The 21653-nt window shown below is 50.1% G+C and carries 19 protein-coding genes and 2 tRNA genes; 2 read left to right on the forward strand and 19 right to left on the reverse strand.

The window, feature by feature from the left end; genetic code table 11:
- Positions 1 to 122: 122 nt before the first annotated feature.
- The 8 genes from GCWU000342_RS05980 to GCWU000342_RS06015 form a co-directional block, all read right to left on the reverse strand.
- On the reverse strand, positions 123 to 1322 hold the full coding sequence (locus tag GCWU000342_RS05980) for an acetyl-CoA C-acetyltransferase (protein ID WP_045000392.1): 1200 nt from the start codon (positions 1320 to 1322) through the stop codon (positions 123 to 125).
- A gap of 304 nt (positions 1323 to 1626) precedes the next feature.
- Entirely contained in the window at positions 1627 to 3009 is a 1383-nt protein-coding gene (locus tag GCWU000342_RS05985; protein ID WP_006906433.1) for a cell wall hydrolase, read from the reverse strand.
- A 36-nt stretch (positions 3010 to 3045) separates the two neighbouring features.
- Positions 3046 to 3561: an acetolactate synthase small subunit gene (ilvN, locus tag GCWU000342_RS05990; RefSeq protein ID WP_006906434.1), complete on the reverse strand. Its 516-nt coding sequence runs from the start codon at positions 3559 to 3561 to the stop codon at positions 3046 to 3048.
- Positions 3562 to 3570: 9 nt separating this feature from the next.
- Entirely contained in the window at positions 3571 to 5295 is a 1725-nt protein-coding gene (ilvB, locus tag GCWU000342_RS05995) for a biosynthetic-type acetolactate synthase large subunit (protein ID WP_006906435.1), read from the reverse strand.
- A 229-nt stretch (positions 5296 to 5524) separates the two neighbouring features.
- Entirely contained in the window at positions 5525 to 6016 is a 492-nt protein-coding gene (locus tag GCWU000342_RS06000; RefSeq protein WP_006906436.1) for a dihydrofolate reductase, read from the reverse strand.
- Between the two features lie 168 nt (positions 6017 to 6184).
- Positions 6185 to 7051: a thymidylate synthase gene (gene thyA, locus GCWU000342_RS06005; RefSeq protein ID WP_006906437.1), complete on the reverse strand. Its 867-nt coding sequence runs from the start codon at positions 7049 to 7051 to the stop codon at positions 6185 to 6187.
- A 480-nt stretch (positions 7052 to 7531) separates the two neighbouring features.
- Positions 7532 to 7604, reverse strand: a tRNA-Gly gene (locus GCWU000342_RS06010).
- A gap of 161 nt (positions 7605 to 7765) precedes the next feature.
- Entirely contained in the window at positions 7766 to 9148 is a 1383-nt protein-coding gene (locus tag GCWU000342_RS06015; RefSeq protein WP_006906438.1) for a hypothetical protein, read from the reverse strand.
- Positions 9149 to 9378: 230 nt separating this feature from the next.
- Here GCWU000342_RS06015 and GCWU000342_RS06020 point away from each other — a divergent pair, with 230 nt between their 5' ends.
- Positions 9379 to 9582, forward strand: a complete 204-nt coding sequence (locus GCWU000342_RS06020) for a transposase (protein ID WP_006906439.1) — start codon at positions 9379 to 9381, stop codon at positions 9580 to 9582.
- Positions 9583 to 9676: 94 nt separating this feature from the next.
- Here the strand turns inward: GCWU000342_RS06020 and GCWU000342_RS06025 are convergent, their stop codons facing one another.
- The 3 genes from GCWU000342_RS06025 to GCWU000342_RS06035 are packed head-to-tail and all read right to left on the reverse strand — an operon-like array spanning position 9677 to position 13332.
- Positions 9677 to 11983: an ABC transporter permease gene (locus GCWU000342_RS06025; protein ID WP_006906440.1), complete on the reverse strand. Its 2307-nt coding sequence runs from the start codon at positions 11981 to 11983 to the stop codon at positions 9677 to 9679.
- Positions 11983 to 12684 carry an ABC transporter ATP-binding protein gene (locus GCWU000342_RS06030; protein WP_006906441.1) on the reverse strand — a complete coding sequence of 234 codons (702 nt, stop codon included), beginning with the start codon at positions 12682 to 12684 and terminating at the stop codon, positions 11983 to 11985. Before GCWU000342_RS06030 ends, GCWU000342_RS06025 begins: the two co-directional genes overlap by 1 nt.
- Before the next feature lie 60 nt (positions 12685 to 12744).
- Entirely contained in the window at positions 12745 to 13332 is a 588-nt protein-coding gene (locus GCWU000342_RS06035) for a TetR/AcrR family transcriptional regulator (protein ID WP_006906442.1), read from the reverse strand.
- A gap of 180 nt (positions 13333 to 13512) precedes the next feature.
- On the opposite strand from GCWU000342_RS06035, the gene GCWU000342_RS06040 reads away from it, so the two are divergent.
- Positions 13513 to 14724, forward strand: a complete 1212-nt coding sequence (locus GCWU000342_RS06040) for an Mbeg1-like protein (protein ID WP_049921580.1) — start codon at positions 13513 to 13515, stop codon at positions 14722 to 14724.
- On the opposite strand, the gene GCWU000342_RS06045 is transcribed toward GCWU000342_RS06040, so the two are convergent.
- The 8 genes from GCWU000342_RS06045 to GCWU000342_RS06080 all read right to left on the reverse strand — a co-directional run bounded on the left by GCWU000342_RS06045 (position 14721) and on the right by GCWU000342_RS06080 (position 21593).
- On the reverse strand, positions 14721 to 15515 hold the full coding sequence (locus GCWU000342_RS06045) for an ABC transporter ATP-binding protein (RefSeq protein WP_006906444.1): 795 nt from the start codon (positions 15513 to 15515) through the stop codon (positions 14721 to 14723). The two genes, GCWU000342_RS06040 and GCWU000342_RS06045, sit on opposite strands and share 4 nt — an antisense overlap.
- Before the next feature lie 43 nt (positions 15516 to 15558).
- Entirely contained in the window at positions 15559 to 16620 is a 1062-nt protein-coding gene (locus GCWU000342_RS06050) for a FecCD family ABC transporter permease (protein ID WP_006906445.1), read from the reverse strand.
- A 23-nt stretch (positions 16621 to 16643) separates the two neighbouring features.
- Positions 16644 to 17708, reverse strand: coding sequence for an ABC transporter substrate-binding protein (locus tag GCWU000342_RS06055; RefSeq protein WP_006906446.1), 1065 nt, complete (start codon positions 17706 to 17708; stop codon positions 16644 to 16646).
- Positions 17709 to 18147: 439 nt separating this feature from the next.
- A tRNA-Gly gene (locus tag GCWU000342_RS06060) sits at positions 18148 to 18220 on the reverse strand.
- Positions 18221 to 18295: 75 nt separating this feature from the next.
- Positions 18296 to 18553 (reverse strand): hypothetical protein, encoded by a 258-nt coding sequence (locus GCWU000342_RS06065; RefSeq protein ID WP_006906447.1) that lies wholly within the window; start codon positions 18551 to 18553, stop codon positions 18296 to 18298.
- Positions 18554 to 18762: 209 nt separating this feature from the next.
- Positions 18763 to 19215 carry a hypothetical protein gene (locus GCWU000342_RS06070; protein WP_006906448.1) on the reverse strand — a complete coding sequence of 151 codons (453 nt, stop codon included), beginning with the start codon at positions 19213 to 19215 and terminating at the stop codon, positions 18763 to 18765.
- Positions 19216 to 19227: 12 nt separating this feature from the next.
- Positions 19228 to 20730: an AAA family ATPase gene (locus GCWU000342_RS06075; protein ID WP_006906449.1), complete on the reverse strand. Its 1503-nt coding sequence runs from the start codon at positions 20728 to 20730 to the stop codon at positions 19228 to 19230.
- Between the two features lie 89 nt (positions 20731 to 20819).
- Positions 20820 to 21593, reverse strand: coding sequence for a hypothetical protein (locus GCWU000342_RS06080; protein WP_006906450.1), 774 nt, complete (start codon positions 21591 to 21593; stop codon positions 20820 to 20822).
- Between the last annotated feature and the right edge of the window lie 60 nt (positions 21594 to 21653).

The following is a 21653-nucleotide window of genomic DNA, read 5'->3' on the forward strand; positions in this document are numbered from 1 at the left end:
ACATCCGCGGCATATCATTTGTGTCTTTCATTTTCACAGTCACAAGTTATCTTATTTTTGCTGGTCAAGAGACAAGGAGCCGAAAGGACTCATCGCCTCTGCCCTCCCGGCAGAAATTCAGTTCAGGCCTCGTACTTCTTGACGATGGCGGCGCAGCCCATGCCTCCGCCGATGCAAAGGGTTGCCAGTCCGGTCTTGGCATTTGCGTCATGATTCATCTCGTGGAGCAGGGTGACCAGAATTCTGGCGCCGGAAGCCCCTACGGGATGGCCAAGGGCAATCGCGCCGCCGTTGGGGTTCACCTTGGACATGTCAAATCCAAGATCCCTTGCGACTGCAACCGACTGGGCGGCAAAGGCCTCATTGGCCTCGATCATATCCATCTGGTCAACCGTCATGCCGGTTCTCTTCATGACATTCTTAACCGCTGCGACAGGTCCGACACCCATGATGGTCGGATCAACGCCGCCCATAGCGCCGCCGATATACTCTGCCAGAATGTTCTTGACGCCGAGCTCCTTGGCCTTGTCCTCACTCATAACCACGATTGCCGCAGCACCGTCGTTGATGCCGGAGGCATTTCCTGCCGTCACAAGACCACCCTCCTTGCCGGAGCAGCAGCGAAGCTTAGACAGACTCTCTGCGGTTGTGCCGGGACGGGGTCCTTCATCGGTATCGATCACATAATCGCCCTTCTTGCGGTCATGGAGAGTCACAGGAACGATCTCATCCTTGAATGCGCCGTTGGCCATAGCCTTCTCAGCCTTCTGCTGGGACTCGGCCGCAAAGTCGTCCAGCTCCTCGCGGGTCAGGCCCCACTGTTCAGCGACATTCTCAGCGGTAATCATCATGTGATAATGGTTGAAGGCGTCGGTCAGAGCGTCATTGACCATCGTGTCCACCAGAGTTCCATTATTCATGCGATAGCCGAAGCGGGCATTGGGCAGGGCATAGGGGGCCATAGACATATTCTCCATACCTCCGGCAACAACAATATCAGCCTCACCTGCCTTGATCATGTTGGCAGCCTCAACAACGCACTTGAGACCGGAACCGCATACAACGTTCATCGTCAGAGCGGGAACCTCCACGGGGATACCTGCCTTGATGGAAGCCTGACGGGCCACATTCTGTCCCAGGCCGGCCTGAATAACGCATCCCATCTTCACTTCGTCAACCATTTTGGGATCAACGCCAGCTCTCTTTAAAGCCTCTTTGATGACGATGGCTCCCAGATCCACTGCCGAGGTCTTGGCAAAAGCCCCCCCCATCTTGCCGATCGCTGTACGACAAGCACCTGCTAATACAACTTTCTTTGCCATAGTTTTCTCCTTACCTGCATGGGTTTCCAGTCTGCGAGAGCATTCTGCGGGAAGCATTTGGACTTCGTGAGATCCAATGTCCGCCTTGTTATTTTTTTAACAAGAAGGGTTAAAAAAAATAGAAGGTCCTCGCTTACTGTTTGAGGATAACACAAGAAAAATACCCAAACAAGGGGCAATTCCTCTGGCATAAATTATGACAGGTCAGCTGTCTCCCCAAAATAATCGGAAGACGACTGACCTGTCAAAACACTTCTTCTTAAAAACACATTTGTATCAGAAACTTCGCAAAAGTACATCCCCTTCAGGAGTTCTGGACAATACGGCCAAAGAAGACCGTCTTTCCCATGATGACAGATCCGGCCGGTTTTGAATTTGACACCGCCCAGAAGAAGCAGAGATTGGTGTTTCTCTTCCCGTTCAAGACATCCAGGGCCGCCTGCCGACAGGTCTGGTACGCTCTCGACGTTCTCAAGAGCAAATCTCTCCGATCGTAAAAATACTGGAACATAACCTGGCCGTTCCACCTCCCCTTCATCCGGATCCAGGTCGGTTCAAACTGCCCGGAAGCGAAAATAACACTGTGGATGGAATTGGGAAAGTAGCTGCTGCGAACACGGTTGAGAACCACTGAGCCGACACCCAGTTGAACCTGATAGCCCTCTCCCCCAGCTTCACAGAAAATAATATTGGTCAGCTCATCTAAGTCCTGCTGCGAATAGCCCATCGCTTTTACCCAGTATTCTGTTCCCGCCTGTCCCTGGGCATGCGTTGTCTTCCAATCGGTTTTGCCGGAAGAACCTCCCTGATCTGAAGTACCGCCGCTGCTCGAGCCGGAATCCGTATTCTTTTTTCCTCCGGTCTGGCCCTTCTCCTGCTTTTGACCCTCCCTAGCGGCATCAGCCTCTGCCTGACGCGCAATCCGCTCGGCCTCTGCCAGTTTTCTCGCCTCGTTTCTCTTCTGCTCTGCCAGAAGGGCCTCCTGCATATCGGAAACCGCCTTGTTGGCGTCCTCCAATTCCTTCTGTGCCCCGGACAGGTCTGCGTACTTGGCCTTGAGGTCATCGGACGCATTGGCAAGCAGTCCGTTTAATTCGTCACGCTGGCCGGAGAGCCTGGTCTGATTCTCCTGCAGAGCGTCCTGCTGCCCTGAGAGATCCGCCGACTTGGCATCGATCTCCCTCTGAAGGTTCTCCAGTTCCCCAATCATCCTCTGCTCATATTTGGTCAGCTGGGCTGTGTAATTGAATTTGGCCAGAAAATCCGCGAAATTCTCGGAACTAAAGAGGATACTGATCAGCTCGTTGGTATCTCCCAGCTCATACATATAGCGGATCCGCAGCTTCATGGCTGCAAGCCGCTCAGATTTCTGCGCCTGCGCCTGTCCCAGTTCCTCCTGCAGATTGCTGATCTTCTGATTGTTATCATCGATCGTCTGCTGCGTCGAATGCATCTTTTCTGCCAGCGAGGACAGCTGTCCCTCCAGCCCCTGCTTGGATTCGGCCGCCTGATTTGCCTGAGACCTGGCGTCATTTACCTTGTCCTGGGCCTTTTTCTTCTCCTGCTTCAGGTCTTCCAGAGAATTCTCGGCGTGAACCTGTATCCTGACAAGGGGAGCTGAGCTAACCGCAAGTCCGACTGCCAGAAGCATTGCCAGCGTTCTTGTTTTCCAATTGCTGTAAATCATAATCCCTCTCCTGTCATCTGATCCGATTATCAGACATTATACCCTATGTGAATGGGAAATGCTCTCACAGGCCACCGCTCCGCCCCTGACCACATGCAGTCTGCCGCGAAACTTGCTCTTTAAAAGGGCGATCAGCTCATTGTTGCTCTTCTCGGTCAACAGGCATTCCAAAATCAGCGAATCTTCACCAATATCGTTGATGTCCACCTTGAAGACGCGGGCGATCTGAAAGGCCGACTGCATATCCTGAGGACTGAGTTTGATCAGGGTCACATACATGATTTCCTTCATGTGAAGGGGCACATGGGTCAGATCCATGACCTTAATGACCTCAACCATGCTGTTAAACTGCTTCTTGATCTGCTCAAAAGTCACATCGTCAGCCAACACGGAGATGGTCATGCGGGACACATCCTCGTGCTCTGTCGTTCCGACCGTCAGACTCTGCATGTTATAGGACTTGCCCGCCAGAAGTCCCGACACCTTGGCCAGGACCCCGACCTGGTTCTCGACCAGGAGGGCAATCCAGCGCATCTTCATATCTCTTGTCATCTTGTCTCCTCACTTCAGGATCATGTCGGTCATGGGACGCCCCCCCTTGACCATGGGCAGGGCGTTGTACTCTCTGGCGATCACAAATTCAATGACCATCGGCTTCCCATCCTCCTGCGTCTGCCTTGCCTTTTTTAAGGCGGGAAGGATCTCTTCCTCTTTGGTCACCCGGATCGCCTCCACGCCATAGGCCTTTGCCCACCTGACAAAATCCGGCTCATAAGGGCCCCCGTCAGGATCGGCAAGGGTCTCGTCCGCGTGTACCCTGTGATTTAAGTTGACAATTGCGTATCTCTTGCCATAAATGTACTCCTGCTGCTGGCGGACCATGCCGAGATAGCCGTTGTTAAAAATGCACACGATCACAGGGGCGTCCTCTAAAACCGCCGTCGCCATCTCCTGCATATTCATCTGAAAGCCCCCGTCCCCGGTCAGGCAGATGACATTCTGATCAGGGCAGGCAATCCTGGCGCCGATCGCCGCCGGAAAGCCGAAGCCCATGGTCCCCAATCCCCCGGAGGTAAACATGCGCTTCTTCTCATTTAACGCAATGTAGGAATAGGCCCACATCTGATGCTGGCCCACGTCCGCGACAAAAATCCCCTCCGTAAATTCCCTGTTGATAGACTCCATGATGGTCTGGGGAGACATTTTCCCCTCCCGTCTGACAATCTGTAAGGGATGTTCCTGATCCCAGGACCTGATCTGCTCTAACCAGGAATCCGTGGCCAGGGGCTTGGCCCACTCCAAAAGGTGGTCTAAGGCCAGACTCGCGTCTGAAACCACAGGGACATCGACGACAACATTTCTGGAGATGGACGCCGTGTCAATATCGATATGCACAATTTTGGCACTGGGAACGAATTCCTTCAGATTGCCTGTGATCCGGTCGTTAAACCGGGTCCCGATGGAAAAGAGGACATCGCAATTGTAGAGGGCTGTGTTGGAGGCAAAGCTGCCATGCATACCGGCGTCGCCCACATAGAGCTCGTGGCCCGCGGGAAGAGTTCCCTTGCCCATGACCGTTGAGACGACCGGCACCCGCATCTTCTCCGCAAATGCCCGCAGCTTATCCCCGGCTCCGGCAATGTGAACGCCTCCGCCCGCGAGAATCACCGGCTGTTTGGCCCTCTCAAGGAGCTTGAAGGCCTTCTTGAGCTGTCCGATGTGAACCGTGTCATTGATCTTATATCCGCGGATATCCACCGCGTCCGGATACTCATCCGGGCCATAGGCCTGCTGGATATCCTTTGGAATGTCAATCAGGACAGGACCCGGCTTGCCGGAAGCCGCGATCTGAAAGGCCATTTTCAGGATCCTACCCAACTGCCTTCTGTCATGGACAGTAACGCCCCATTTGACGACAGACCGGGTCATGCCGACAATATCAACTTCCTGAAAGGCATCGTTGCCGATCAGACTCTGAGGCACCTGGCCGGTAATGACCACAAGGGGGATGGAGTCATAGTGGGCATCGGCAATCCCTGTGATCGCATTGGTCGCTCCGGGCCCGGAAGTCACCAGACAGACACCCACTCTCCCCTTTGCCCTGGCATAGCCCTCCGCCTCATGAACAAGCGCCTGCTCATGGCGGGGCAGAACCAGTCGAATATTGCCGGACTTATACAGCTCATCCAGAATATCTGTGATCATTCCGCCCGGATAGGCGAAAATGGTATCCACGCCCTCGTGTTCCATGGCTTTGACAAATAGTTTTCTTCCCGTGATATCCATGGTCCAGGATCTCCTTGTATCTCTTATCTTGTCAGGCTTCGCTGCGCTTTCTTTATCATCCGGCCTGTGACAGGCCCTTACGCCGACGTGTCATCCCACTGGCCTTATTCTGCGCGAAACAATCAAAATTATGACCACAGGGGATTATCGGTATGTGGTGATTCCATCGGCCTCGTCCCGCGTGAATCTGTCGTAACTATACCGGCGGATGGATCTGTATTCCTTTCCCTCAGGCTCTGCGGCGATAGCTGGTGAAATAGTACTCCGTGTCATAGTATGTCTGCTCCTCAGAAGCATCCGCGCACTCCCATTCCTCCATCTGATCGAGATTGGGGAAATGCGCGTCCGCGTCGTAGGAATAGTCTATTTTTGTGACATAGGCCAGGTCGCAGAAAGGTTCCAGCTGGCGGTAGACGCTCTCTCCTCCGATGACGTAGACTTCCCGGTCGTCATAATCCTTCAGAACAGACTGCAATTCCGCAATGGAGTGGACAACGATGACCCCCTCCCTGTTAAAACGCGCGTCTCTGGTCAAAACGATATTGACCCGGTCCTTCAGGGGCATACCGTGGGGAAAGGAATCCAGGGTCTTTCTTCCCATGACAACAACCTGATGCAGCGTCGTCCTGCGAAAGAACTTCATATCCTCCGGGATTGAGATCAATAGCTTTCCATTCTTACCGATCCCCCAGTTTCGATCGACGGCGACAATCATTTTCATACGCACACCTCTATTCTCAACGCCCGGATACCTGTTCTGTCAAAACGCTCTCTATCCATGGCCTCCCGGGCCAGATTCGCGTCGCGAGAATCCCTTTTTCCAACAGGGATTTATCCATCGGCGCCGATCCATCCTTTAACACAGAGGAATCCTTTAACACTGATTTCGTCAGACAGCGATCGGAATGTTCTTTATCTGCGGCCCGTACTGATAATCATCCAGACGGATGTCTTCTTCTGTAAACTGATAGAAATCATGAATTTCCGGGTTGAGCCAGAACTTCGGCGCCGGAAACTGCTCTCTGGAAATCAATTCCTGAACCAGGGGGATATGCCGGTCATAGATATGCGCGTCGGCAATGACATGTACCAGTTCTCCCGCCTCCATATGACAGACCTGGGCCAACATATGGAGCAGGACCGCGTACTGGCAGACATTCCAGTTATTGGCCGCAAGGACGTCCTGTGACCGTTGATTCAAGATGGCATTTAAAACCATCCTCCCGCTCTTGGGATTTTTCGTCACATTAAAGGTCATAGAGTAGGCGCAGGGATAGAGATGCATCTCATGCAGATCGTCAAAATTATACATATTGACTATAATCCGGCGGGAGAAGGGATTGTGCCTTAAGTCATAGAGTACGGCGTCGATCTGATCCATATAGACCGGACTTCCATCGGCATCTGTGTGATGCAGGTATTTTTTGCCGATCTGATATCCGTAGGCCTTGCCGATTGAGCCCTCTTCATCCGCCCACTCATCCCAGACCGAAGATTTCAGGTCCCTGATGTTGTTGGACTTCTTCTGCCAGATCCAGAGCATCTCATTGACGCAGGATTTGATCGCCGTGCGGCGCAGGGTGATGGCCGGAAATTCTCTCGATAAATCATAGCGGTTCACCACTCCAAAGCGCTTGATGGTATGCGCGGGCGTACCATCCTCCCAGCGGGGGCGGACTTCCATCCCCTGACTCCCGGTTCCCCGATTGATAATCTCCTCGCACATGTCGACAAAGACGCGATCTGCATAGCTCATAGACAAACCTCCTGGCCATTTGCTTGTTCCTAATTATATGGAGAAGCCGCCCTTCTGACAAGTTTTCAGGCCTCGAACCTTCGAGTGCAAAGTAGGGCAGGCGAGACCTCGAACCTTTGAGTGCAAAGTGCACTCGAATAATGAGAAAGAAGCCGTCCCTAAAGAGACGCCTCCGTCCTACAGGAGCGCGAGACGGCCCGCGGCGTCCGGTGGACGCCATGATCGCGGGCCGACCGAGCCGGCAGGCGAGACCTCGAACCTTCGAGTGCAAAGTGCACTCGAATAATGAGAAAGAAGCCGTCCCTAAAAGGGACGCCTCCGTCCTACAGGAGCGCGAGACGGCCCGCGGCGTCCGGTGGACGCCATGATCGCGGGCCGACCGAGCCGGCAGGCGAGACCTCGAACCTTCGAGCCCTGGCAGGGCTCGTTCATGCAAGAAGGGCATCCTGCGAACGCAGGACACCCTTCTTGCATGAAAAAAGCGCGAGACGGGACTCGAACCCGCGGCCTCGACCTTGGCAAGGTCGCGCTCCACCAACTGAGCCACTCGCGCATATGCCGTCTGATCAACGACAAGTGTTATACTAACGAACTTGCCCATTCAGGTCAAGTCCAAATTTTAAAATGGGAGCGAAAATGGAAGCAGTCAAACGAGAATGCCCTCAACCAGCTTCTCTGGACAGGGCATTCTCGTTTGACATTGTACATGAACTCTTACTGCTGCGCTGTGTACTCTGCAAATCCACTACTCTTCAATTCTGCTTGAATGGACTCCAAATTTGCCCATTGACTACCGACGGATGTATAACCATAGGAATCTGTCTTCAAAATTGCTCTTCCGTCGACAACCTTCATGTTCTCACATCCGAAATAGGTGAAGTAGGTCTTTGTGCTAGAATTATCGCTTAAGAAATACTTAACCGTCTCCGTGACCTTATAGACCGTTCTTGCACTGACAGAACCCTCATCCCCCTTTTCACTCCCTGAATGGGAAGGGGAGAACTTGATGTAGTCTTTCTGCTTCTCCACCTGATAGGTACTGTAAGCGTCGTTTTTCGTTTTTGCCTGCATATAGGTATTCGCTGCGTCAAACATATCTTTCAGTCCGGAAATTTCTGTGACTTCTTTCAGACCGCTCACCTTAACTGTGATCTCATTGGCATCATCCTGAAGCTTTTTTCCCTGCTTGGCCAGATCCCCCAAAGCATCCTTTCGAATTCCGGCCTTTACCACAGTATCATTTGCCAGACTCCCATCCAAATTCGAATTAATATCGTAGACACTGCTGTCATACTGTACGCTGCCAAACTTGTTATAGCCGATAAATTGAATGGGATACTCCTTCTGGAAATCCTCCAGGGATATCTGCTGAAATTCCTTTAATCCCTTCACTGTATACTCTTTTGTTTCACTGACAAAAGCCTTCTTGTCTCCCTCACAGACAACCGTAAATACGATTTTATCTCCATTTTTGAGATGATCCGTCTTGTCAAACCCATAGCTCACATGGTTCCGCATTACTTCTGCAGCGGCAATCTTTAGGTAATTGCCGGATCCGGATTCAAGATGCTTCGCTTGGTTCAGCGGGAGGCCTGCCTTCTTGTAAGACACCTCCATGATCTTTTCATCGAGCTTGCTCTTGTTGTATTTAACCGTTCCATAACCGTCATAGCCCTCAAATTCAACCTTGAGCTCCTTGCTCAGCCTCACGGGTTGGGCGTCGATAAATGATTTCACACCTGCGCCAACAATGAGCACTATAAGGACGGCTATTATCGGAACTATAAATTTCCTGTACTTTCCAAAAAAGGTTTTTCCCTCCTGCGCATCCCTATCTGCCGTCTGATCAAATACAGGAGGTGGCGCCGTCTTAGTCTCCGTCTGATCATCCTCAATCGGCTCTGAGCTTTCGCTTCCTTCCTTATCATCCTCTGCTATCCCAGAGTCAGCCTCCCCTGATTCAGGATTCTCGCCCTCCAACTCAGCATCCTTTGTCGGTTCCGTCTTTTCACTTTCCAACTCGCTGTCAAGCTCAGAGTCACTTGTTTTCTGCTCCGTTACATCCTCCTCAAAAAAATTTTGCTTACCCTCTTCCATATTACAACCCCTTTCCGGTCCCCTCTTGTAAAATCCATGGACCCTAAGATGAAATGTAAATAAGGAGAGTTAGTATGATTTCCCCACTTTTCACTCAAATTTGAAAAATCTCCTTCTCCCCCTCAACTCATGTGTATTTTATCACATTTTGGACATATTTTCACATTCTTTATACCGCCACCCCCTCTCATACCGGGGAGTATCCGATCGGCCAATCCAGTTGGCATTTCATGAGAAATATCCTGGCCCGTATTCCACACCGGCAGAAGAAATCTGTGGCCGGTGGACTAAAGTCCATTTGTCTGGCGCCCGATGACACCGTTGCCAGAGAAAGAGCCGAAGCCTTCATTGAAAAATACCGAAAACGTTTCTCAGAGGCCGTACACTGTCTGGAAGATTCGCTGACAGCACTGTTAAACCAAACCATCGCCTGAAATTCTACATACCTCAATGACGACTTTCGCAAACACTACTTGATACTATGTTCTCAAGGAGTGTTGCACTTAACCTGAGAATCTTACCTCAGATTTACTCAACAGATTTCAGTGACTCCACCATATCAATTTTTGTTGCTTTGCCCGCAACCAATAAATTAATAAGCAGGGAACTTCCAACTGCAATCACTGCAGCAATCAAATATGACTTCCACGAAATATAAGGAGAATATTCTATGGCTGTTGTTGAGACGGTCTTTACATAAATTTTAAGAAAACACCATCCGATTACGGTTCCAAATAACCATCCAATTATGATATGAATAACATTCCCCTTTATAATCAGCGACTTAATTTCCTGATTATAAGAACCCAGCACACGAAGTGTAGCATATTCTCTATAGCGTTCTGTAAAATTCAGCAATCCAAGATTATACAGGATAACCACACTAAGCAATATAGCCGCCGCAATCAGGAGAACAATCACTCCATGAACACTTTCAATAATTTTTTTTGCCTCGGAGTACTGTTCGTCAAGTCGAATTTTCCCATTGACAGCGACCATTTTTTCCACATTTTCGATATTACGGCTTTTACCAGCCAGCAACGTATTCGGCATAAATGAATTTCCCAAAGATTCCCAATAAGTTCTGGACATAAAAATACCCTGTGGACTATTTACATCCTCAATGCTGCTCACCTTCACACACATCTGCTTTCCGCCAGCCAATATACTGATGAACTGATTTGGAGATGTATGCAAATCTTTTGCAGCATTCTGTGAAAGAACAACTCCGTCCCCTGGAAGAGCAATCGCCCCCCCATTTTCAGCACGAAGCGTCATATAATATCCCTTATCTAAAACAACAACATTTTCCAAACAGGTAGCACCTGCATTCCCCGTCTCACAAGACAGTTCTGTAATCCACTGATATTGATTATCCAGTTCGTCTTCTACCTTTGCTTTATCTTTTTCAACCAAAGATGTATCTAATTTAAATTTTTCATAATAAGTATACTGCTGTCTATAAATTTTTCGATTCGTCTCATTAATCGAATCCTGCAAGCCGAAGCTTGCCATCAGAAGTGTTAGACTTCCAAACACTCCTATAATCCCCACCATAGTGCGAATCTTATTATCTCCGGCATCGCGAAGAATCCAGCGCCAATCGAAGCTCAAACTATCCCATAAAAAACGGATATTTTCGAGCCAAACCTTCTTCCAGCTATGACCTTCATCATTTCTCAATAATGCGGCAGGTGCTTCTTTTACAATGGCCCCTGAAGATATCCAGGCCGCTAACGTACAGATCACGGCAAGAAGGATCACCAACCCAATGGACCAGACAGAATTCTGCGCCTTCCATTCAGGCAAACTAAAAAAATCCTTTTGTAAATCCAATAAAACAGGTGTAATGGTATATGGGGCAAGTTCATATCCAAGAATAGCCCCAGAAATACTGACCAGAAATCCATATAAAGCAAAGTGAATTTTTATCTGGATCCCATGAAATCCGAGAGCTTTCAAAGTACCGATCTGCGTCCTCTGTTTTCTCACAATTCTTGTCATTGTTGTGTAAATTGTGAGAAGTGCTAGCAGGAAAAAAATTATCGAAAACATAATTGACATTTTTCTAATCTGCTGAATTTTATTCCTAAACTGGGACACTGTGGCGAATTCGCCTCTGTCATAAGCACCAAGATATTTTCCACTCAATTCCGTATGAATATCTGCCTTCAACTGATGAATGTCCGAACCGGATTTTACTGTTATTTTCATCTGGTTCCACGAACCATTCGAAACAATCTGATCCATTGTATTTTGTGAGACAAACCCAAACGTATACTTTTCATGATCAGGAGCCATAGCCGTTGAGGATCCTGTATAGTAAATAAATTCCGGATCATATCCGATTCCCTTTACCTCGATTTCTTTTTTCCCCTTATCTCCATATAGACAAATCCTGTCACCAATTTTAATGTTCTTCTTTGAAGCATATTCCGCATCCAGCCAAATCCCTTCTGCATCACACTCATATGGTTCTCCCTGTACAATTTGGGGTTGAGAAACCTCGTTGCTCTCATCTGCGGTAAGGCAAATATGTACATCTGACTCCTGATCCAAATAGACGCTTTTTACCGTTGCGAGTTGTACCTGATCGATTGCTTCTAATTCTTGAATTTTTTCTGCGTCTCGTTTCTCGAGACCGGAGACATTCACCCAAATATCAGCCAGTTTACTGCCCGAGAAGTAAGATATTCTCTCCTGCTCCATCCCATTCCAGACACCTTCAATTCCAGAATAAATCAGCATGCCAAGTGCACACATGATAAAAATTGATATAAATTGAGCCTTCATGCGCCACATGTCACGCATCATTTTTTTTAACAGAATCCACATTACCACTTCACCTCATCAACTGTTAACGGTTTTTTATTCTGCTCTATAGACTCTATTTTCCCATCCTTTAAATGAATGACACTGTCCGCACAAAGTGCAATTGATGCATTATGTGTAACAATAATCACTGTCTTTTTATACTTCCTGGCCATTTTGACCATCAATTTCAGAATAGTCTGCCCCGTCATACTATCCAGTGCGCCTGTTGGCTCATCACATAAAAGAATATCTGGATTTTTACAGAGCGCCCTTGCAATAGAAAGCCGTTGCAATTCTCCTCCAGATAATTCACTCGGAAAATATCTGCTTCTCTTTCCAAGACCAACGTCGTTAATCATTTCCTTCGGATCAAAAGACTGATTATTCATTTTCTGAACAATGCTGACATTTTCCAATGCGTTCAGCGATGGAATAAGATTATAAAACTGGAAAACAAAACCTATTTTCTTTCGTCTATATTCAGTTAAAGCGTATTCCGAAAGTTTTGCTATGTTACTCCCGAATACTGTAATTTTTCCCTCAGACGGACGATCCATCCCCCCCATCAGGTTTAACAGTGTGCTTTTCCCAGAACCGCTTGGCCCAAGTACTACCGTAACCTTCTCGCTCTCAATCTCAAAACTCACATCATCCAAAGCATTTACGAAACCGCGTCCAACCTTATATGTTTTAGTCACATGTTCAAACATCAATGCTTTCATCTTCTTTGCTTTCCTTTGCTCTTGTGCGTTCTCTATTTCATAGAGCTAATACTTCCTCATTCACATTTTCACATCAAATAATCGCTTGATAATTTCTTTGATCATCGATGATTCCGATATCATATATTCAATTTTTTGTTCGGGAGCAATCTGGTTTATGTTGCTGAATAGACCTGCAACAAAAAGACGGGAAAAGAAAGCAGGATTCTCACATTTGCATTCACCACTCTGATTTCCCATCTCTATCATCTCTGCCACAAATGGGATCAGCTTTTCCCCAATCTCAATAAAAATCCGAGCGTGAATTTCTCCATTTTTCGCAGTCATCATTTCAAAAAACAACTTTGATTCACGATTTGCAGCTGTAATAAAAACATTGAAAACTGCATCTATTTTTCTCATCAGAGCATCATCTCTATTAACTACTTCTCTGATTGCTCCCATAATCTGATCAGCATACTGTTTCGCAACAGCTTCCATAACTTCCTCTTTAGATTTGAAATAATAGTAAAATAGCCCCTGCGCAACTCCAATCTGACTCACGATATCCTTAATCTGTGTTTCCTTATAACCATTCTGTTCGAACAATCTGCGGGCAGTCGATACTATTTCTGCTTTTCTTTCTTCTGGATCTTTCGTTACTCTCATTTATAATCTTCCTTTTTACTGACTGACTTAAGTCAGTAAAAAATTATTACCTTTCATTCATTCTGTCAAGTCCCCAATTTATTTCCATGCATAAAATGGAATCGATATTATGCCCCAGTTGGCATTTCTTCCAGGTTATCAGATAATAGACGCATCCAAATGCACTGGCAAGGAGGTAACATGGCTGACTTGATTGAATACATCCGCTGGCGGGGGGATTTGACTTTTTCTGAAAGACCCTTTAATGACGTAGACAATCTGGTTCTCTCACAGATTGCCTATCATGCCTTCGACGGCATCATTCCCTCCCCTGGTCAGGGACAGATCTCCCTGCAGGAGGCTGCAGATCTCTTCCTGGAGCATCCGGAGCGGGGTGCCATTCCCGGTCAGGACCAGAGCCAGAACAACCGTTTCCTAAAAGAAGCCGCTTCCTGTCCCCGCTTTGGCCGGGTTCTGGTCAGCGATTTTGTCAACGATATCTCCGACTATTGCAATAACCGAATGCAGTTTTCAGCCCTCTGCTACCATTTACCGGACGACAGTCATTACTGCGCCTTTCGCGGCACTGATGACACTGTCGTTGGCTGGCGGGAGGACTTCATGTTTTCCTATGAGATTACCAACGCCCAGAAAGAGGCGGCCTTCTATCTGGCATCACGCGTTACGGAAAATCCAGATGCTCTCTGGCGGGTCGGCGGTCACTCCAAGGGAGGGACTCTGGCTGTCTACGCAGCCACCAATCTCGTCGCGGACCTCCAGGATCGGATTGACTCTGTCTACTCGAACGACGGCCCGGGAATTCCGGAGGAATTCTCAAATCGAGAGGGACAGGCTCGCATCCAAAAACGCATCCATAAGTTCACGCCCACCTATGGCATGATCGGCATGCTCCTGGAAGATCCGGATACCATACGATATCCTGCCAAAGCACAGGAGGAAGGCTCTCTGACGATCGTCAAAAGTTCTGCCAGGGATATCGTTCAGCACTGGGCACTTTCCTGGCAGGTTGAAGGTGACCACTTCCAGACCGCACTCGATCAGCAGCCCAGGGTTAAACACCTGAACCGCGTCTTTGATCGCTGGATTCGCTCGGCCAGTTTTGAAGAGCGCCAGGCCTTCATCAGAACTCTTTTCGACTCTATGAATGAGGTCGGCTCCAATGTCTCCGACCTTCTCAAGAGCCCGATCCAGGTTGGCAATATTGTCCTCGGACATATGAGAGATGCCGACTCTTTGACACAATCAGCCATTCGAAAGTTCTTCGATAGTCTGGGCCACGAGAACCAGAGGCAGTTGTTGGAGGGCTTGCAGCAGACGCAGAAGAATCTTTTGAAAAGACTTGGCATCACGGGTGGCGACAACAATCTCTCAGATCAGCAGAAAAGCGACTAAATCATTTCCGGCGAATAGAGGATATTATTGCATCCGGTCTTCTCGTTCCAGACCAACTGGCAGTCAATTCCGAAAAGTTCCCTGATGCGATCAGGAAGCAGAGTCTCCTCCGGGCTCCCTGACGCGACGACATGTCCCTGACTCATCAAAATCACCTGATCACAGTAGGTCACCGCGATATTCAGATCATGAATGCTGGAGAGGACGGTCAGCTTCTGCCTCTTTAAGATGTTCATAATCTGATACTGATAGCCGATATCCAGATGGTTGATCGGCTCGTCTAAAATGATAAAGCTGGTCTCCTGCGCCAGTGCCCTGGCAATCAGTGTCCTCTGCTTCTCTCCCCCGGACAGGGACAGAAAATGTCTCTTCTCGTATCCCTTCAGTCCAACCTCATCAATACATTTAAAGACAATTCTCTGATCTTCTGCGGAACTGCCTCCCAGAACTTTCTGGTGGGAGAAACGCCCAAGCAGAACCATTTCATACACTGACAGGTCAAACTCGATATTATTTTCCTGCTGCATGACTGCCATGCTATGGGCCCTCTGCCGATTGGACATCTGATCAACCCTGTGGCCATCCAAATACACGACGCCCCGATCCGCCTCAAGTACCTGGTAGATATTCTTGAGCAGGGTCGACTTTCCACAGCCATTCGGCCCGACAATCCCGACGAAACTTCCCGGCCGAATCCGCAGATCAATATCCTCGATAATCTGCCTTCGATCCATGGAATAGGACAGTCCCTCCACCAGGAGCTTCAAATCCCCATTGTCTGTCTCTCTCATTTCCCTTATCCTCCTATCCAGCTTCCTCGTCTTTCCTTTTTTGCTAGGACTGAGACCTCTTGATCAGGTAGAGGAAAAAGGGCGCTCCAAAGAAGGCGGACACAACACCGATGGGCAATTCTTCCGGACGAATCAGTGTTCTGGAGAGCAGATCCGCCAGAACCATAAAAGAGCCTCCCAGCAAGATGGAAGCCGGAATCAGACGGCTGTGCTTACTTCCCACGACAGATCTGGTCATATGGGGAACCGTCAGACCGACAAAACCGATCACTCCACTGATAGAGACAATCACCCCGGTCAACGCGGTTGCCACAATAATAATCACGCGCTTGATCCGGGCCGTATTCACTCCCAGGGTTGTCGCGGTTTCATCTCCCAGCATCAAAGTATCCAGGCTGCGATGCATCATAAGGATCAGCAGGCAGCAGATGACAAACGCGCACATGGCGTAGGCAAGCCGGATCCAGTTGGCTCCGCTCAAAGATCCCATCAACCAGTACTGTGCTGTCTTCACCTTATCGGACCCGCTCTGGTGGGCATAAATCATCAAATTGGTCAGAGCCCCAAAGAGAGCTGACACGGCAATGCCCGCCAGAATCAGATTCGTCGCCGTAAGGACATTTTTCATCCTGGCAATGCCAAGCGCCAGAAGCATGGCCAAAAGCGCTCCGATGAAAGCACCGCACATAGTTGCATAATAACCCAGGAAGGAGAGATAGCCATACATAATGACGGAGACCGCCCCCGCAGACGCCCCATGTGAAATCCCAAGGACAAAGGGATCTGCCAGAGGGTTTTTCGTCAAGGCCTGCATGACAATCCCACAGAGTGTTAAACCGGCTCCTACAATCCACGCTGTAAAGATGCGCGGCAGACGGATGTTCCAGATAATTGACCTGGTGCTCTCCTCCCATGTGACAGGGACAACTGCATGTCCTGTCAGCTGATTTATGACAACTCCCCGAATGGTCGACGGATCAATAGATACGCTTCCCCACGCAATTGCGATAAAAATGGAAACTGCCAGGAGCAGAAGCATGACAACAATAAAAATCGAAAAAGCCACCCCTCCTTCCAGGGGAAATATCGTTTTTCTCTTGCTCATGATCTCTCCTCAAAATCGGCCTCTCAATGAAACTTGTCCGGATAAAACTGCTTCGCCATAATTCTGACGGCATTTGCGGAGCCAGCAGATCCCTGCATATCCGCACAGCAGGCACTGTATATCCTGCCCTCTTTCACTGCCCGCAGATTCTTAGTGGCCTCATTGGTCTTCAGAAAATTGATCTTCTCCTCGGTATCATGGTTGTAGTCCAAAACCAAAATGACGTCTGGATCGCGCTGTACCACCTCTTCCCAGGAAGGAGTTGCCCAGCCCTTATTAATATCATCAAAGATAGACAGACCTCCAGCCTTCTTGATCATATCGCCCGGAATTCCCTGGCAGGCAGTGAAGGGAGCGTCCTGACCGGAGTCATAGACGAAGACGGAAACCGGCTTCTGATATGCCTCACCTCCCAGACTCGTATGAACCTGGTCGATGGTCTTTTTCATCTCTTCCACACGCTCTTTGGCCTTATCGGACACGCCGAAGACATGTCCCAGAACATCATAATCCTGATAGAGATCTTCCATGGTCGCAGAATCTGAACAGCAATAGGGAAAATAGGGAATGATGTGATTTTGCAGACACCAATCCACTGAGAAATGGTTCTCCGAGAAAAGAGAATCCCAGCCCATCATAAAATCCGGTTTCAGATCCAGAATCTGCTCCTTGGAGGCACTGCTTAAATTGGAGCCATCTTCCAGGACCTTGTTGAGAGAGTCCCTGGCTGGGAACTCGCTGACCGTAGACAGGCAGGCCCCTCTGGTATATCCGGCAATGTGATCCTGAAGCCCCAGATCCAGGAAAATATCGGTCATCTGATCTCCGTCTAAAAGAACCCGTTTTGGGGCGGAAGTAAACGTTTCCTTGATATTCTGCCCGATGCCAGACCTCTCCAGATTCAGAGTGATCGTATAGGGCTCGTACTTGCGATTAGCCTCATCGGTAGAAACGGACTTCTCCTGATCACTGACCTGATAGCTGTCCCCTTTGGATCCGGTCACTGTCTTGCTGCCACTGCCGCAGGCAGAAAACAATAACATACTGCCACAGAGCGCAGTAAGTCCAATCGTCTTCATAACTCTCATCTGATGAATCCCTCCTCATTAGAAATAGCTTTCCCCATTCTAACACAGGAAAGAATCTTTTGCGGAGACCTCGAACCTTCGAGTGCAAAGTGCACTCGAATCATGAAAAAGAAGCCGCCCTAAAGAGACGCCTCCGTCCTACAGGAGCGCGAGACGGCCCGCGGCGTCCGGTGGACGCCACGACTGCGGGCCGACCGAGCCGGCAGGCGAGACCTCGAACCTTCGAGTGCAAAGTGCACTCGAATCATGAAAAAGAAGCCGCCCTAAAGAGACGCCTCCGTCCTACAGGAGCGCGAGACGGCCCGCGGCGTCCGGTGGACGCCACGACTGCGGGCCGACCGAGCCGGCAGGCGAGACCTCGAACCTTCGAGTGCAAAGTGCACTCGAATAATGAGAAAGAAGCCGTCCCTAAAGGGGACGACTTCTTTCTCATTACCCGAGCGCGAGACGGGACTCGAACCCGCGGCCTCGACCTTGGCAAGGTCGCGCTCCACCAACTGAGCCACTCGCGCATATTGCCGCTTCTATCAGCGACAAGAAATATAGTATCCAAGATAGACCGGACTGTCAAGCCGCAATCACAGTCCCTACTTGCTCTCCTGCCCCGCAGTCACACTGGACAGATAATTGCTGATCTCGGACAGGTCAACCACCGTCGACTTCATATGCGTCTTCTGATAGGCCTGATAGCGCTGATAGCCGTAGAAACCGCCGCCGCCGACAAGCGCGAACAGAATCAGGACCGTTGCCAGCAGCCCCAAAATACGCCTGCGCCGCCTGACCTTCAGCGTCTTCTTGATGTTGCGCTTCGCCTCCTTATTGCGATCTACTTTCTCCTGACTCATCTTTCACCCCTGTCATTTGTCATAGCGTCCTGTCTGCCTGAGGAGAGCTCCTCGCACGCTCTTGTCTTCACTCAATGAAACCATTCTAATCCAAAGATTCCTCTCAGACAAGTCCGCTCAAACCCACTCTGTTATATACAGCCCGAATCCTCTTTACTGGACAGGCCGCCCGAATCTATGCTCTTTCATCAGCTTTTCATGCGCCTGCCCTATTTGATCCTCAGAATCCTGACGAGCATAAGAACCAGGGGCAGAGTGATCGCCAGCAGGAAAAGGAAGAGATAGGCTCTCCCGAGAGGCTGCTGTCCGAGAGCTCTGTGAAGCATCCACCAGAGCAGAAGCGTCACCGCTAATTTAATTCCGGACAGAGTCTGCCCGACAATCCGGCCGACATCCGTCTCCTCTGAGGAAAGCCCCTGCTGCATGCGAAAGAGTCTGGGAAAAAGATCCGCCAAAAAAAGAAAGAGTGTCAGGGCCCACATCATAAGGGCAAGAACCAGAAGGGTAGATTTCTTCCCAGGCTCCCCAAGGCTTCCATCCAGGGAATACCTGCTGATGATCTGCGCCGGCAGGCCGCCGTAGCGGATCGCCAGTTCCATCGTTGCCCCCAGAAGACAAATAAAATTGACAAGATTCAAGACTTTTGCAAGTGACCACTTCACGGTCCAGCTCCTTTAATCTCCCAGCAGGGAGGCAATATCCTTTGCGTCAAAGCAAACGGATTTGACCCCCCTTGTCTCAATGCGATAGAGGGCGTTGGCCGCCAGATGCTCCGCCGCCTGCTCCAGGTCACGAACTCCCGGCGCGTTTGCGTAGGCGGCAATGATCCGGTCCACACCTTCATCGCTTACGGTCAGTTCATCCTCTGTCATGGCCATGCGTCTTAAGACCTTTGGAAGGGAAAAATCCCTGAAGATGATCTTCTTCTCCTCCGGCGTGTAGTCGGGAATATCGATCAGGGCGAAACGCGTCATCAGAGGCTCTGAAATCCTGCTCTTATCATTAGCCGTCGCAATCGGATAGACTCCCGTGGTCGGAATCGTGCACTCCATATAATTATCTGTAAAGCCGAGATTGTCCAGGAGGGTCAAAAGGGCGTCCGCCGGATTGCTCCCTCCGCCGGCCTCTGCCTTGTCCAGCTCATTGATGATAAAGACCAGATTGGACGCCTGGGCCTGAGAGAAGGCCTCCATGATGCGGCCGGGCTTGGCGTTGGCATAGACGCGGGGAGAACCGGTTAAAGCCTCCGGGTCGGAAATGGTAGACATATCCAAAGAAGTCCAGGGCAGAGCCAGAATCCGGGCGACTGCATAGGCGATCTGGGATTTGCCGACTCCGGCCGGACCGGCCAGAAGAAGACCGTAGGCGGGCAGGGTATGGGTTCGGTTGATCTGAATGACTGTCTCAATAATTCTCTGCTTGACCCTCTCCATACCGTAGAGATTCTCATCTAAAATAGCTCTGGCCCTGACGGGATCAATGGGCGGAAAATAGTCGCTCTCCCAGCTGATTCCAAGCATAATTGAGAGAGCCCTCTGGGCATGTCGTCTCTCCTCCTGACTGATCGCATGGCTGCGGGTCATGGACAGATTGCGCCAGGCCCAGCCGCGGATATTGACAGGCAAGGCATTGCCGGCAACACGCAGGTAGTTCTCAATTGTAGTCAGATCCGTCAGCCGCGGTTCCTCGGAGATCTCATCGTCCATGTCCGGCCTGGCTTTACAGGGGGGATCCGATGCCAGAAGACGCCCGATCGCCAGCTGAAGGAATGCGTCCTCAGAGGACAATCGATGTCTGCCTGTCGCGTCCACCGCGTGCATCCGATAGACAGCGTATCCCTCTTCGGTCTGCGCCCCGGACAGGCGAACCTGGCTCTTGTTCTCTCCCAGCCACTTAATCAGGTCCTCAAAACGAGAATCCAAGCGCAGGATATCGGCAAAGAGCTGGTCTGAGGACTTGCCGAAGCAAAAGGCCATCCTGCCCTTTGGATTGATGAATATTCCGGATGTGTGATGAACCATGGTCCTGGCCGTATCCCGAAGGAGCATGATGGGATGCTCCGGATCCGCCGATCCACTGTCAGAATCAAAAAGCTGGCAGGTCACAGCAGGCTCATCCGCCGCGGCAGCTTTCTGATCTCTGCCCTCATCTGAGAACTCAAATACTCTGGATGACATATTCCCTCATTTCAGTGCCCGGTCGCACAGCTTAGCTCAGTGCCTGGTCTCATAGCTTGGCTCAGCGCCTGGTCACACAGCTTGGCAGGTCAGCCGCGAGATGCCCTCTCATCTCTCTTTCCCCGAGACCTGGCTCTTCTTAACTTAGGCTTCCTGCGAAAAATCAACCAGGAGGGCCGGGGAAAGCTCCTCTTCTTTGCCACTTCTCCTGCTGACAAACTCCCCTTCAGCTCCAGATAAAGATAGGCGTAATAGGGGATCCGCCGGTCGCGAACCTCGATGCTCTCCTCTGACCCCTCATCCGTGGCAGCTTCCTCTAGCTTTGTCTCCCCGGTTCCCGCGGGGTCTGCCCACTCATTGAAGACAGCTTTCCCATCCTTTGCCTCCCCGGTTCCCGCAGAATCTGTCCTCTGCGTTCCCTGAACCGCCAGCTCATTTCCTCTTCCTTCGGCAGCCTGACCGGGATTTTTCTCCCAGTCAAAGACCCTGTCTTCTCTCAGGCGGATCTGTTTAAATGCTCCCCCTCCCAGAAAGACCTCCATGCGCTTGATGATCTCCCGGTCCTGCCAGCCTTCCACCATCTCTTCATCCGACGTCTTCAGTTCTCCGACAGGTCCGCCGTCCACGAGAACCTGGCCTCCCTGAAGCTGGACATGTTCCCCCCGGACAACAAAGTATTTGCGCAGGTTGCTTCCGGGGACATAGTACTCCCTCACTTCCTCCTCCGGCAGATAGTAATCCTCGTTAATCGCCAGATAGTCATAGAAATGATCCCTGTACCGTTCGAGATCAATCAAATCCAGAATATAAGCACTCTCTGGAGCGGATTCTTCTGGACGCTCTGTTTTCTTTCGTTCAAACATACATCTTCTACCGAAAGAGGGTCTCCCGAAGGAGACCCTCTTCATCATGACAAAACCCGT

Origin of the sequence: Shuttleworthella satelles DSM 14600 (genome assembly GCF_000160115.1) — a bacterium.
Taxonomy (GTDB): domain Bacteria; phylum Bacillota; class Clostridia; order Lachnospirales; family Lachnospiraceae; genus Shuttleworthia; species Shuttleworthia satelles.

Coding starts and splice junctions, on each gene's coding strand:
- GCWU000342_RS05980 (WP_045000392.1), bottom strand. CDS start 1,322: ATGGCAAAGAAAGTTGTATTAGCAGGTGCTTGTCGTACAGCGATCGGC.
- GCWU000342_RS05985 (WP_006906433.1), bottom strand. CDS start 3,009: ATGATTTACAGCAATTGGAAAACAAGAACGCTGGCAATGCTTCTGGCA.
- ilvN (WP_006906434.1), bottom strand. CDS start 3,561: ATGACAAGAGATATGAAGATGCGCTGGATTGCCCTCCTGGTCGAGAAC.
- ilvB (WP_006906435.1), bottom strand. CDS start 5,295: ATGGATATCACGGGAAGAAAACTATTTGTCAAAGCCATGGAACACGAG.
- GCWU000342_RS06000 (WP_006906436.1), bottom strand. CDS start 6,016: ATGAAAATGATTGTCGCCGTCGATCGAAACTGGGGGATCGGTAAGAAT.
- thyA (WP_006906437.1), bottom strand. CDS start 7,051: ATGAGCTATGCAGATCGCGTCTTTGTCGACATGTGCGAGGAGATTATC.
- GCWU000342_RS06015 (WP_006906438.1), bottom strand. CDS start 9,148: ATGGAAGAGGGTAAGCAAAATTTTTTTGAGGAGGATGTAACGGAGCAG.
- GCWU000342_RS06020 (WP_006906439.1), top strand. CDS start 9,379: ATGAGAAATATCCTGGCCCGTATTCCACACCGGCAGAAGAAATCTGTG.
- GCWU000342_RS06025 (WP_006906440.1), bottom strand. CDS start 11,983: ATGTGGATTCTGTTAAAAAAAATGATGCGTGACATGTGGCGCATGAAG.
- GCWU000342_RS06030 (WP_006906441.1), bottom strand. CDS start 12,684: ATGAAAGCATTGATGTTTGAACATGTGACTAAAACATATAAGGTTGGA.
- GCWU000342_RS06035 (WP_006906442.1), bottom strand. CDS start 13,332: ATGAGAGTAACGAAAGATCCAGAAGAAAGAAAAGCAGAAATAGTATCG.
- GCWU000342_RS06040 (WP_049921580.1), top strand. CDS start 13,513: ATGGCTGACTTGATTGAATACATCCGCTGGCGGGGGGATTTGACTTTT.
- GCWU000342_RS06045 (WP_006906444.1), bottom strand. CDS start 15,515: ATGAGAGAGACAGACAATGGGGATTTGAAGCTCCTGGTGGAGGGACTG.
- GCWU000342_RS06050 (WP_006906445.1), bottom strand. CDS start 16,620: ATGAGCAAGAGAAAAACGATATTTCCCCTGGAAGGAGGGGTGGCTTTT.
- GCWU000342_RS06055 (WP_006906446.1), bottom strand. CDS start 17,708: ATGAGAGTTATGAAGACGATTGGACTTACTGCGCTCTGTGGCAGTATG.
- GCWU000342_RS06065 (WP_006906447.1), bottom strand. CDS start 18,553: ATGAGTCAGGAGAAAGTAGATCGCAATAAGGAGGCGAAGCGCAACATC.
- GCWU000342_RS06075 (WP_006906449.1), bottom strand. CDS start 20,730: ATGTCATCCAGAGTATTTGAGTTCTCAGATGAGGGCAGAGATCAGAAA.
- GCWU000342_RS06080 (WP_006906450.1), bottom strand. CDS start 21,593: ATGTTTGAACGAAAGAAAACAGAGCGTCCAGAAGAATCCGCTCCAGAG.